The following is an 11,125-nucleotide window of genomic DNA, read 5'->3' as shown; positions in this document are numbered from 1 at the left end:
TTGTAGCAGTTGGTCAAGCAGTTCAGGTTGAAAGGTCATGTGTTTCTATCTCTGGTTCAGTAGTTCATTAGATCTCAACTTCTGACCTTTGACACACTTCAATTTACAATCCCATTTCGGCTACGATTTCATTTAATTCAGGCATGGCGATCGCCCATCAATTTGCCCATGAGTTTGTAATAACCAAGTTGACAGGCTCCATACTCATAGTCTTTTAGCTCAGACAGCGATCGCCACTCGTTTTTACTGGCGGCTTCATGAACACTGCCGTCTTGAGCAGCAAACCCTGGCTCCATGCCAGTCACGTCTGCCCAAAACATTACAACTGTTTCGTTACTCTGAGTGCCCGTGATGTAGCTTCCAAGTTTTTTAATTTGTTCAAGGTCAAGAGTATAGCCAGCTTCCTCTAGGGTTTCACGAATAGCGCATTCGGTGTAGCCCTCACCTTCTTCCATGCCACCCGTGATAGGGCAGGCATAAAGCTTCATCTCTTCGTCTAGAGCAGCATTGTGAACACATAAAGGCTGGAACCTGACCAAGACCTCAAACTGGGAGATCGGATTCCCTCTTACCAAAAACACGGCTACAGAATCCCTTCCCTTGCGCTCCAAAAACTGGAAACCTCTAGGCGTTTCTTTGACCGCAATCCACTTGGTTTGAAAAATAACTTTTTCTGTTTTAAGTGCGTCGCAAGAATCTTCAGTCATAGCTAGCGATCGCCCCCTATCTCAACAACTTCCCATTCGTTAGCATGTGTGACTGCTATAGCTCGAACTGCAACAGGGACAGGTGCGCCTTGAATTACCACATAGGCTTGTCCACTGCCTTTATTTCTCAGAACAGTTCCAATAGCTACTTTGGATAACTCTTCATCAGTCATGGCGATCGCCCCTCTCATCAAGTCGCCGCATCAATATAAGCATTGATTGTAATTTCTGGTTGTCCAGCAATTCAGGCTGCAACCTTCTGTTGAGCATCGAGATATTCTCGCAAGCTACCTATCCCAAACCACTGCTCTAGGACATGATAGCCATGCTTGCAAACGCCACGCCCAAGCTCTCAAGCTCTCTCACTTGATCTCGGTAGTCCTGACAGTAACAAGCCACGCCGCGATCGCCTCTCTCATCAAGTCGTTGCATCAAATAATTCATCTTGCGGTCAATGCGCTCAATCGTTTCGTTAATGATCGCCTGAAGCTGCTCAAATCGCTTCCAACCTTCAGGCGATCGCAAAGACCTTACAGCAATCTCTACTTTCTCAACCGTTTGGAGCATTGATTATAATTGTTGGCGGTTTGCCCTCATAGTTATGCTGCCACCTTCCGTTGAACTTCAACCAAAGCACTATCCCTCCCGATGTTGTATCCTGCAGGATACAACATCGGGAGGGATAGTGCGCCCATCGAAGCGATGAGCAGAGAGTCTACGCTACACACAGTTTTGTACTCCTCTTGATGAGTTGAACTTTAGAAACCCTGAACTGCTCAATCCGCTTCCAGTTGTGGTCATAAACGGATACAACATTGTTGACCTGACTGAAACCACCAATCCAGCCCCGGTAAACTCTGCCTGCTTTCTCTGCCTGCACAAAGTCACCAGAACGCAGTCCCCAGGGGGTAACGGTTCCACCTTTGCGCTTGCGAATCCCGCCTTTACTGAAGTTCTCAAAGTGCAACTGGCGGCGATATATGTTGGGGCGAGTAATCACCCGGAACGGGGAAGGCGTGAGCCGCACAGAGCCAGTCCAGCAATGCCCGTGCTCTCGCCCGGATTGAAATGCTTTATAGTGCACAAACTGACTGGATGCCAGTGCAACTCCATCCACGGCGTGGGTTTGTGGAGACTGCTCAGACTTGTCATGCTTTTGCTTAACTAGCCCCAGATGATTTCGCAATGTGGCAGTTTGCCAACCAAATTGCGTTTTGACTGGAGTAAGTTGACGCAACCATTCCAACATCACTTTTTGACCCACCATTACGGGGCTGAAAGCTTTGCTGCCCTTTGCCTCAATGTATTCATAAACAATAGATGAGATAGGAAATAGTTGCATCAGCTCACGGGCAATGCGTAGCTCAAATTCCCGATTTGCCCGAATTGAGGGGACTAGCTTCTTCTGCCTGCGGTTGTAAAACCGTTCCTGACGATGCGCTCTGAGCTTAAAGGCAACTTTGCGGTTAATCCGCCGCCCTCGCCTTGTCCGCCTGAGAATGCGCCGACCTGTCATCTTTTTGGTGACATTAGGAAAGGGTAAAACCAGGTGGGCGGTGAATAGAGTAAATTGGCTGGACTGCACCGCTATGCCTGAAAACTTTTTACCAGGGTCAACGCCCAAAGTAACGGGTTGTACTGCATAGCCTGACGGTTCTCGCAACAGGCGGATGGCTTTGATGTTGAGGTCATTGCTTACCCACTCTGCTTCTTCCTTTTCGACCATCGCCTCTGCCCGCCAATACTTTGTTGGCATAAGGCGGGTGCCATCGGGGGCAAGGGTTGGAATTCTTGTGTTTCGGTTCATGGAGATAATCCAAAAACAACTTGTTCCTTCGATCAGCGCTGCAAAGATGTCCTTTCTGCAAGCACTCTCAGCCAGAGAGTTTCTACATAGCCCGACTTAGGAAAACGGTCGGTAGTATGTGCCATGCAACGCCTCTTGATCTAGTCATCTCTTAGTTGAGGACTGGCTCCCCCAAGCCCGCGCTGTACCGCCTAGCAGTCAGCTTCGGGTAGTTGACTCTTGGTCGCAAGTCCCTTCAAAATTCGTGGTGCAGCGGTTTTGGTGTACGGCTGCCAGCTAACAATCCTTCCAAAGAGTCGGATTACTCCAAATTCCAGAGTTCAAACTGAATATCAGTTTCTGGCAGCTTCTTCAAAGATTTCCTTTGGTTTGGACGGTCTACCCTGATTCTTGCTAGCTGGCAGTGAATTGGCGCTGAGCTTGCAGTTCTCGAATGAAGTCAGGGAATCGCTGAGCCAGCAAAACATTCTCAATCAAGAAGCGGCGATCGTCGTTCACTGCTAGCCCTATTTCCGCAACTAAGTTGGTCAAATCTTCGATGCTCATTGCTTCGAGTTGTTCAATCGTGTAGTTGGTAGTCATTGCTGAAACCTAGTTAAGTTGAAATACTTCTAAATCAGGAAAAGGCGATCGCTTACGAGTGTCTTTTCAAGACCGCCCTCTCAACTCCCCTTCTCCTTTACATGCCTAGAAATTAGTGCCCTTTTAACACTGGGGTCATAGAGGTATAGCCCTAGCCCAAATCGACAGCAAGCACGGCGAAACGCTTGCGATTCGCTATTGGTATTGCTGCTACCAAACTGCGTTCCCTCCAACGCCTCATCGCCAGTGCTAGCGCGAGAGATTGGGCCTTCCTCACAGAGCAGTGTGATCTCATAGCCCAGCACATAGCGGCTACCTTGCGGCATGTGAATCAGTTGCCCAGTCCAGCCAGGACTGATGTAATCCAAAATTAGATTGCAGTCATACCAATGCAGGTATGGAATGTAATTGAGCTTCCCTGACTTCTTATCCTTCTTCTCAAGCCAGTTAATAAAAGCCCAAGGCAAGGGCTTCGACAAGTCAGCCAAAATATCAATGAATGGGCGACGGAAGCTTAATGTTTGCCCTTGAGTAGTTAGCCGTCGTAGGTCAGATCGGGTTTCAGGAATGACAGGTAAAACTTTGGATGTACTTTGGGTTTGCATGGCAGTTGAAATAAGAGGGCGATCGCTCATTTGTTTGGTCTGAGCGATCGCTCATTTATCAGGTCTGTAGTAAGCGGTGCTGATAGGCAAGCTGCATCGTTACACCGTTGTTAAGTTGAAATACTCGTGAACATCAATCAAACCTGCCTCCAAGAAGTCCGCTAAAGCGTCACTTAAAAGCATTCGGGTAGCGTCTAAGTCAACGTATTGCCGTCCCGCAATTAGAGCCGATTGGTAGTCCTGATAGAACCTCCAATCACCGCAGCGATCGCCTTCTGGAGAACGACAGAGCGGTCTAAACCCCTCTTGCTCTTGCTCCACTTCAACTTGCCAACCTCGGTAAAAATCGACTGGAAGATTACAAGCTGGAACAGGAGACTGAGCAAACTCCCAGAACTTGAGAAGGCAGAGGTCAGAAGGCAGGTCGTGACCTAGCGTTGTCTGGTCATATAGCGGACAGTAGCCAACGTTTGGAGTACGGTTTGACTCTTGCCAGAACGGGCATTGTGAACAGTTTTGAGGCTCCATAACTCTCCATCTAGATAAGTTGAACCCCTACCCGTGGGCGGGCAGGGGAAGAACGGTTAGTCGATAGAGAGTCGAAGGGTTTTGCCATCTTTGCAGTTCAGAACTGCAACGGAAGGACGCTTGCCGACACCAGGAATGATCTGAACAGCAGATTTTTTGGAAGCAGAAGTTTGTGCAATCATTAGAGAAATCCTTAACTAGGGTTGAACTTTGAGAGGGGGCTGTCGTTTCTTTGGACGGAGGCGATCGCCCTCTCTCTTTGTTTATTATTGCAAGTTGACTTTCAACATGTCAACATTTTGAAATTTTGGGTTGTTGACACTTTAGCATTTTGAATTGCAGAATTTAGACAGTTGAGTTTCAAGGGGTAAGATTTTGAATGTGTGTTTAGAGACGGAAGAAGGCTTGCGCGTTTACGTTGACATCTCTCGTTATTGGCCCAGCGACGGCAATGACGAGCCTAGAACTGTAAATTCTATTTACGAGGAAATCAAAGGAACGTCCAACGAGGTTGGGCGCAACACTTTGCGTTTAGCTCTAGATGGGACGCTAGATAGGGGCTATTTCTCCAACTTGGTCAAACTGACCAGGCTTTGCGCCAACTGGTCTGGTCAGGCTGTTGTGCCAAACGACATTCTCAAGATTGAAGAGTAGTTCCTAAAACAAGAGGCAGTTCTATGAATTTGTTGCAAGAGGGCAGATCAAAGCTCTGCCCTAATTCGCTATGCTCAAATGCCAATCTCCCTCCTCAAGTTCCACCTCCCAAGTTCCGCTTCTGGCAGAAGGTTCGAGCGAAAGACCGCTGTGGGCACATAACGGGCATGGAATACATTGACACCCATGTTGCCCTAATAGATTTGCTAGACACGCACGGCTGGTTCTACACCGTGAACACTCTCCACGGTTGCACTACTGCTGAGATGCTCAAAGCTAAGCACGAGCCAACTTTGAGTATTGCTGAGTTCGAGCTTGAAGCGGTGGAGGACTAGCAAAGATCCTCACTATCGAACACTGCTCACAACGGAATTTCCATCTAACATTCCACTACCCAGATTCCGATTATTTCAACGGGTTCAATTTGACGATTGCCCTAACTGCAAGCTAATGGGTGAAATCGTTGGCATGGAGTACGTCACGCCCGACGCTCGCAAGATTGAAGACTTTGAACAGGAAGGCTGGACGTATCGAATCAAGACAGAGGAAGCCGCAAACCCTAACCCCGCAGGCGCGCACATTTTTGCCTGGGAAGAAAACGTTGAGTTACTGAAAGAGCAATAAATACTATGATCAAGCGAACTAGCAAGCCAACGGCGATCGCCTTAAGTACACTGCTCATTGCCTCCTTACTGCCTCAAAAGGTGCAAGCTCAAGCCGCTGCTCCTGCCGCAGTTCAAACCTGCCTAACAAATGCTTATTGCACAGTGGTAGTTGTCGTTATTGGCGGTCTTTCCTATTGGGCTGTTACGCAAGATGGGCAAACTCAACATTTCCCAGTAGAGGAGGGAGAATATCTAGAAGAGCCAGAGGGCACAACCGAGGATTGGGAAGAGCGCATCTGGGCTGGAAATCCAAATGAAGCGGTAAGGCGTTGCAGAGAGTTTGCGATCGCCAATCAGGTTATTTACCGGGGTGTTGAGCAGATGAGCGGTAGAGCTTGGCGTTGTAAAGTGCGTACCTATCGGAGTTAAGCTATGAAATTTTTGACAAATTTTGTTTTGGTCTATCCGCCTGGGCAACTTCCACCTGATGTCAGACCGGAAGACATTCCCGATGACGTGAAGATGGACGAAGCAAGTATGCACTTCGAGGACTATGTTTTCTGGTTTTCGGATGCACCTCCAGTTGTGGGAGATAAGCACAGCTTGAATAGTAATCAATGGTCTGTAGCGCAGATTCATTCTTATCAGGTCAGCCATACTACACCCGGTCCAGTGCAGACCGTTTTTACTGCCGTGTGCAGTCAGGATGGATCGGTGCCAGAGCGTCGAGAATGGTATGACAGCAACCCAGTGATTCTCTATATTCCAGCGTTGACCAATGGGAAGCTGGCATTGAACGACGACGGAACCAATCGGTTTGGACTTGTGGACAATGTTGTAAATATTCCCTTTAACGAACCGTTTGAAGATTGGGAATTCAAATACTGCCAGTCCTTTGATCCAGTTGGACGAATCACCCCACAAGGCTTTGAGCAAATCGTTCTTTGTTGGTGCAGGAGAGAAGAGTCACCAGCCGAGAAGCAGATTGAAGAGCTAACACCTGTCTGATTAAGATCAACTCGACTTTACGGGCGTGTGGCGCAATCAAGCCCGCTCAAAACAGAGCCTTGTCGAATTCCCCCAGCAATTCGACAAGGTTTGCGTATGCCTCCGCCTGACGGTACTGCCGTTTGTGAACCTGCTGAGGATTCAACCAAAGGAAATGCTTGAGTTGAATAGATTGCTGTACCTGATCTAATAGGCAAGGGGAAGGGTATTGTGCCATCAAGGGTAAACGCCGGGTAGTACCGGAACTGGGGGAGCTATCCTGCATGTTTGACAGATAACATCCCTGACCTTCAAGGTTAACCATCAGAATTGGCAAGAAATGTAAAATCGGTTGCCTGAAATGCCCGAAAGCTTTAAGGTTTGGTGAATTTTGAGTAGTAGAAGGGCAAACTGATGTGTGAAGCCTAAAACTATTACATAGGCAACTCTAATTGTTCAGGTTCAGCTATGGATAATGCAGACAAGCTCCGGGAAGCTACAAAAGGATTTGGCAAGAACCAGACGCTCATTCTTAGATCACTATATCTATCTCCTCAACCAGTTGAACAGTTTAGTTCTGTCAAAGACACAGTGCTGAATCTTCAAGATAGGGGACTTATTAAACTAGAAGATAATCGAGTTTTTCTTACAAGCTTAGGCCAGGCTGTTTGCGAATCTTGGCAAGAACAAAAGAATGACCAATCGAGCCGTTTGCTTGAATTAGATGGTGAAGGAACAAAAGAGTTACCTAAACCAAACAAATTAAGACAAGCAAAACTTGAGAAAAGCAATCAGCTTCTGGAACTTTACAAACAAGGATTTAATAGGCAGCAAATAGGTAATCAGTATGGAATTAGTAGAGAAAGAGTTAGACAAATCCTTAATGCAAATCCTGCATTTCATGAGTATTTAAAGGAGTGTGAAGAAGCAGAGGCGGCAGCTGAAGAAGAAAAAAAAGAAAGTGCCAAGCAAGAACTTTATTCAAGAAGCTTAGCCGCCCTTTATCCAGAACGAGTTGCAGAATTATGGGATTACGAGAGAAATGGAGATCTCAATCCTGGAGAAGTTTCTGCTGGGAGTTCCACACCGTTTTTCTGGCTTAAATGTCCGGTTGATGGTCATTCTTGGAAGAAGAAGTCAAATGATATCACAAACAGTTGGGATAGGTATGGTACAAGTGGATGCCCAGTGTGTGCAGGGAAAAAGAAGAAGCCTGAGAAACAATCTACTTTGATGGAGGGATATCCAGAACTTGTCAAACAATACTGGGATTATGGAAAAAATAGTGAAATTAACTTAGATCCAGAAAAACTGACTCTTGCAAGCAACAAGAAGGTTTGGTTCAAATGCACTTACGACGGCAATGAGTGGCAAGCAAGTATTACTGCAACGATCAATCAGCAATGGTCAAAAGGCAATGCTGGCTGTCGGGTTTGCAATGGAACTGCTGAACGTAAGCGTGGTGAATGGCAGCGTAGAGAGCCAATCGCAATTGAATTTCCTGATGAAGTCGCTAAGTATTGGTTATACAAAGCTAATAATGAACTAGAACTCGATCCAACGAAACTGACTAGCGGATCAAGTAAAGAAGCTTTCTTCAAGTGCCCTGTTGATGGGCATGAGTGGGTCGCATCTATTACTTCAGTTGCCAGATCAGCTTGGCAAAAGGGTAACAGCGGTTGTCCAGCTTGCAGAGGTTTAATCGCTACTGAAACTACATCCTTGATTGGACTTTACCCTAATTACGTAGCTCAGTATTGGGATTATGGCAAAAATACTAGTCTTGGTTTAAATCCTGATAAATTAACTAGAGGTTCAAGCCAAGACGCTTGGTTTAAATGTCCTATTGATGGATATGAATGGAAAGCTAGAATAACTAGCATTACTAGAGCTTCTTGGAGTCAAGGCAATAGTGGATGTGCTCGTTGTGGTTCGGGTTGGACTATAGAGGCTATTCGCCAGTTCGTTGCTAGTTTAGAAGTTCATATTCCAAACCTGACTCAGGCTGAATTATATAAAATATTTGAGCAATCGGGTGTTTTAGATACGACAAACCTTGAAGGACTTAAGATTGTTAAAGAGATTATTAAGGGTAAACTGGCAGGTCAAAAACTTCGAGATGTAATTCAAGGTAAGGGAGTCAAAACGTCTGAACCTGAAACTGATTCAGTTGATGTTATTAAAGCTGATACCGAGCTACAGATTGTCGATACTATTCCATCACTTAGCATATCTGAGGAATCTGAAACCTTTGAAACAACTGGTGCTTCTCAAGAGCAACTTAATGAGCTCAATGAGTTACCAAAAGTCAAGGTTAGAAAAAGTCTAGAATTTTTAAGCAGCGAAATTGTTGCTTCAGCTGATCAAGAAGCAATTGATTTTTTTATTGCTTCTAGACGCAATCGGATCTGGGCAGAAGTCTTTGAGGATGAATCTGCCGTTGAAGCAATTGAAGCTTTTACGGATGATGGCTATGGTCGTCAAGTAAGAGATCAATTTCTTGACGAATATAACCAAGCGCACGATATGGCAATTCCATCAGGTTGGGCATTCCGAGTTGATGGCAAAGTCACACCTCCAAACTTAATGCAAAAATTAGCTGCGGTGAATTTACGTAACCAGCAGCGAATGTTAAACCTCTCATTGACAGGAACAGGTAAAACGATTGGTGGCATTCTTAGCAGTCGCATCATTGATGCCCATCTCACTATCATCATCTGTCCATTAGATACGGTGCCAAACTGGCATGGAGAAATTAAACATGTTTTTCCAGATAGCCGAGTTACAATCAAAAACTTTAATCCTCACTGGATAGATATTGAAGAGGGGCATCATTACATCCTCTTAAATCACGAGATGTTCCAACAACCTTCAACGCCTGCTCACATTAGGCACCTGCTAGAGCGATATCAAATTGACTTCATCATTGTGGATGAGATTCATCGTTGCAAGCAACGTGGTGATGATCCGTCTAAACGACGGCAGATGGTTCTTGCCTTGATTACTAACGCAGCAGAGAAGAATCCTAATCTTCATGTGCTTGGAATGAGTGCAACTCCCGTTATTAACAACCTAAAAGAAGGTAAAAGCTTGGTTGAATTAGTGACAGGTGTAGAACGACCTGAATTAAATGAGAAAGCCACCCTTAATAACTGTATGCGATTGCATCAGGCGTTTGTGACTCTGGGAATTCGTTCTAGAGTCAAACCCAAAATTAGAATCAATAGAGTTAGGCTTCCAATTGACTGCACTCATTTAGTTGATAAAATTCGCGAAGAAGGCACCTCTATTTTGAAGATGGAGCAGATCCTTACCCGTGCTAGAATTCCAACCATTCTCAAGGAACTCCGTCCCAAAACTATTGTTTATACCCACTATGTTGAGGGCATCGTCGATCAGCTAAAAGAGGCAATCGAGGCAGACGGATGGACTGTTGGTTTTCACATGGGAGGTGATAAAAGTGGGCGTAACAATTTCATTGACGGTTCTACTGACATTCTGATTGCCAGTAGTGCTATGGCTACCGGTGTTGATGGCTTTCAACGAGTCTGCGATCGCTTGATTTTAAATATTCCACCTTGGACAAGTGCCGAACTAGAGCAACTAGAAGGACGATTAAATCGTCAGGGGCAAGTTCATGACACTCTCACAATCCTCATGCCTGTAACTTACGGCTTAGATGATGGAGAACGATGGAGTTGGGATGAGGGGCGATTAGCGCGACTACAAAACAAGCAAACGGTTGCCGATGCTGCGGTTGATGGTGTAATGCCTGAAGGTCAGCTAAGGACTGAATCCCAAGCATTTCGAGATCTGCGTAAATGGTTAGAAAGGTTGAAGACAGGTGAACAGAAACTAGCTATTCGTCCTAAAATCTTTGTCCCACTTCCAGATATTGATCCATCAGATGTTCGACGCCGTAATGTTCAATACGGTGACTTTAGCCGGATGAATGCCCGTTGGAGTAATAGCTACAGTCACACTACCTATAAACGCTTACAAGGCAATCCGGAAGAGTGGATGCAATACCATACACTTTATCAAGACGCTCGAAAAACTTGGACAGTTATTCCCTATGAGGAGGCTATTAAGTGGCTTCAAAAGCGTTCTGATTTAGTTGTCGCTGATTTGGGTTGTGGGGAAGCATTGATAGCTAAAGCTCTTGTCGGCAAGCATACGGTTCATAGCTTTGATTTCATTGCTATCAATGACTCAGTCATTGAGTGTGACATGGTTCGTGTACCTTTGGAGGATGGCTGTCTGGACGTTGCTATGTTCAATTTGTCACTGATGGGTTTGAACATTGCTGATTACATTCGAGAAGCATCCCGCACCCTAAAACTTGATGGGCAACTCTGGATTTATGAAGTAACGTCCCGTATTAAAGATCTTCAAGGGTTTGTTAGAGGTCTTGAAACTGCCGGTTTTAGAATAATTGAAAATACTGAAGTCTGGAAGTTCAGATATATTCGAGCAATCAAATCAGAGGAGGTTGATATCTCCCAAATTAAGGTGCGACTCTAGCACCCTAACCGAGCTATCGGGTAGCCAGGGGAGTTTTCTTCCCCAGCCCCTACACCGCCGCTGAAGACGATTGTTAAGCTGATTGGGGGCATTAAATGGCTTTTCAATTCTACAGGGTTAGGATGG

15 protein-coding genes are annotated in these 11,125 nt (G+C 45.7%); 6 read left to right on the top strand and 9 right to left on the bottom strand.

The window, feature by feature from the left end; all coding sequences use genetic code 11:
- Window positions 1–137: 137 nt before the first annotated feature.
- From H6G00_RS01290 to H6G00_RS36000, 8 genes are all read right to left on the bottom strand, one after another.
- A complete protein-coding gene (locus H6G00_RS01290) occupies window positions 138–707 on the bottom strand; it encodes an NUDIX hydrolase (protein WP_190795286.1) in 570 nt (189 codons plus the stop codon).
- 2 nt (window positions 708–709) lie between these two features.
- Window positions 710–880 carry a hypothetical protein gene (locus tag H6G00_RS01285; RefSeq protein ID WP_190795285.1) on the bottom strand — a complete coding sequence of 57 codons (171 nt, stop codon included), beginning with the start codon at window positions 878–880 and terminating at the stop codon, window positions 710–712.
- 136 nt (window positions 881–1,016) lie between these two features.
- Window positions 1,017–1,274, bottom strand: coding sequence for a hypothetical protein (locus tag H6G00_RS01280; protein ID WP_190795284.1), 258 nt, complete (start codon window positions 1,272–1,274; stop codon window positions 1,017–1,019).
- Window positions 1,275–1,422: 148 nt separating this feature from the next.
- Complete coding sequence (locus H6G00_RS01275; protein WP_190795283.1) at window positions 1,423–2,514, bottom strand: RRXRR domain-containing protein; 1,092 nt, start codon at window positions 2,512–2,514, stop codon at window positions 1,423–1,425.
- 393 nt (window positions 2,515–2,907) lie between these two features.
- A complete protein-coding gene (locus H6G00_RS01270) occupies window positions 2,908–3,096 on the bottom strand; it encodes a hypothetical protein (protein ID WP_190795282.1) in 189 nt (62 codons plus the stop codon).
- Between the two features lie 80 nt (window positions 3,097–3,176).
- Window positions 3,177–3,701, bottom strand: coding sequence for a hypothetical protein (locus H6G00_RS01265; protein WP_190795281.1), 525 nt, complete (start codon window positions 3,699–3,701; stop codon window positions 3,177–3,179).
- 99 nt (window positions 3,702–3,800) lie between these two features.
- Window positions 3,801–4,229, bottom strand: a complete 429-nt coding sequence (locus H6G00_RS01260; protein WP_190795280.1) for a hypothetical protein — start codon at window positions 4,227–4,229, stop codon at window positions 3,801–3,803.
- 56 nt (window positions 4,230–4,285) lie between these two features.
- Window positions 4,286–4,411 carry a hypothetical protein gene (locus tag H6G00_RS36000; RefSeq protein ID WP_277881835.1) on the bottom strand — a complete coding sequence of 42 codons (126 nt, stop codon included), beginning with the start codon at window positions 4,409–4,411 and terminating at the stop codon, window positions 4,286–4,288.
- 193 nt (window positions 4,412–4,604) lie between these two features.
- On the opposite strand from H6G00_RS36000, the gene H6G00_RS01255 reads away from it, so the two are divergent.
- From H6G00_RS01255 to H6G00_RS01235, 5 genes are all read left to right on the top strand, one after another.
- Window positions 4,605–4,883, top strand: a complete 279-nt coding sequence (locus H6G00_RS01255) for a hypothetical protein (protein ID WP_190795279.1) — start codon at window positions 4,605–4,607, stop codon at window positions 4,881–4,883.
- A gap of 23 nt (window positions 4,884–4,906) precedes the next feature.
- Window positions 4,907–5,218, top strand: a complete 312-nt coding sequence (locus H6G00_RS01250; protein WP_190795278.1) for a hypothetical protein — start codon at window positions 4,907–4,909, stop codon at window positions 5,216–5,218.
- Window positions 5,219–5,333: 115 nt separating this feature from the next.
- Window positions 5,334–5,507, top strand: coding sequence for a hypothetical protein (locus H6G00_RS01245; protein WP_190795277.1), 174 nt, complete (start codon window positions 5,334–5,336; stop codon window positions 5,505–5,507).
- A gap of 5 nt (window positions 5,508–5,512) precedes the next feature.
- Window positions 5,513–5,917, top strand: a complete 405-nt coding sequence (locus H6G00_RS01240) for a hypothetical protein (RefSeq protein WP_190795276.1) — start codon at window positions 5,513–5,515, stop codon at window positions 5,915–5,917.
- Between the two features lie 3 nt (window positions 5,918–5,920).
- Window positions 5,921–6,496 carry a hypothetical protein gene (locus H6G00_RS01235; RefSeq protein ID WP_190795275.1) on the top strand — a complete coding sequence of 192 codons (576 nt, stop codon included), beginning with the start codon at window positions 5,921–5,923 and terminating at the stop codon, window positions 6,494–6,496.
- A 46-nt stretch (window positions 6,497–6,542) separates the two neighbouring features.
- On the opposite strand, the gene H6G00_RS01230 is transcribed toward H6G00_RS01235, so the two are convergent.
- Window positions 6,543–6,800: a hypothetical protein gene (locus H6G00_RS01230; RefSeq protein WP_190795274.1), complete on the bottom strand. Its 258-nt coding sequence runs from the start codon at window positions 6,798–6,800 to the stop codon at window positions 6,543–6,545.
- 143 nt (window positions 6,801–6,943) lie between these two features.
- On the opposite strand from H6G00_RS01230, the gene H6G00_RS01225 reads away from it, so the two are divergent.
- A complete protein-coding gene (locus tag H6G00_RS01225) occupies window positions 6,944–10,999 on the top strand; it encodes a zinc-ribbon domain-containing protein (protein ID WP_190795273.1) in 4,056 nt (1,351 codons plus the stop codon).
- Window positions 11,000–11,125 lie beyond the last annotated feature (126 nt).

Source organism: Leptolyngbya sp. FACHB-541 (assembly GCF_014695875.1).
Taxonomy (GTDB): domain Bacteria; phylum Cyanobacteriota; class Cyanobacteriia; order Elainellales; family Elainellaceae; genus JAAUTN01.
This window is presented reverse-complemented; position numbering and strand designations above follow the sequence as displayed.

Coding starts and splice junctions, on each gene's coding strand:
- H6G00_RS01290 (WP_190795286.1), bottom strand. CDS start 707: ATGACTGAAGATTCTTGCGACGCACTTAAAACAGAAAAAGTTATTTTT.
- H6G00_RS01285 (WP_190795285.1), bottom strand. CDS start 880: ATGACTGATGAAGAGTTATCCAAAGTAGCTATTGGAACTGTTCTGAGA.
- H6G00_RS01280 (WP_190795284.1), bottom strand. CDS start 1,274: ATGCTCCAAACGGTTGAGAAAGTAGAGATTGCTGTAAGGTCTTTGCGA.
- H6G00_RS01275 (WP_190795283.1), bottom strand. CDS start 2,514: ATGAACCGAAACACAAGAATTCCAACCCTTGCCCCCGATGGCACCCGC.
- H6G00_RS01270 (WP_190795282.1), bottom strand. CDS start 3,096: ATGACTACCAACTACACGATTGAACAACTCGAAGCAATGAGCATCGAA.
- H6G00_RS01265 (WP_190795281.1), bottom strand. CDS start 3,701: ATGCAAACCCAAAGTACATCCAAAGTTTTACCTGTCATTCCTGAAACC.
- H6G00_RS01260 (WP_190795280.1), bottom strand. CDS start 4,229: ATGGAGCCTCAAAACTGTTCACAATGCCCGTTCTGGCAAGAGTCAAAC.
- H6G00_RS36000 (WP_277881835.1), bottom strand. CDS start 4,411: ATGATTGCACAAACTTCTGCTTCCAAAAAATCTGCTGTTCAGATCATT.
- H6G00_RS01250 (WP_190795278.1), top strand. CDS start 4,907: ATGAATTTGTTGCAAGAGGGCAGATCAAAGCTCTGCCCTAATTCGCTA.
- H6G00_RS01245 (WP_190795277.1), top strand. CDS start 5,334: ATGGGTGAAATCGTTGGCATGGAGTACGTCACGCCCGACGCTCGCAAG.
- H6G00_RS01240 (WP_190795276.1), top strand. CDS start 5,513: ATGATCAAGCGAACTAGCAAGCCAACGGCGATCGCCTTAAGTACACTG.
- H6G00_RS01235 (WP_190795275.1), top strand. CDS start 5,921: ATGAAATTTTTGACAAATTTTGTTTTGGTCTATCCGCCTGGGCAACTT.
- H6G00_RS01230 (WP_190795274.1), bottom strand. CDS start 6,800: ATGGTTAACCTTGAAGGTCAGGGATGTTATCTGTCAAACATGCAGGAT.
- H6G00_RS01225 (WP_190795273.1), top strand. CDS start 6,944: ATGGATAATGCAGACAAGCTCCGGGAAGCTACAAAAGGATTTGGCAAG.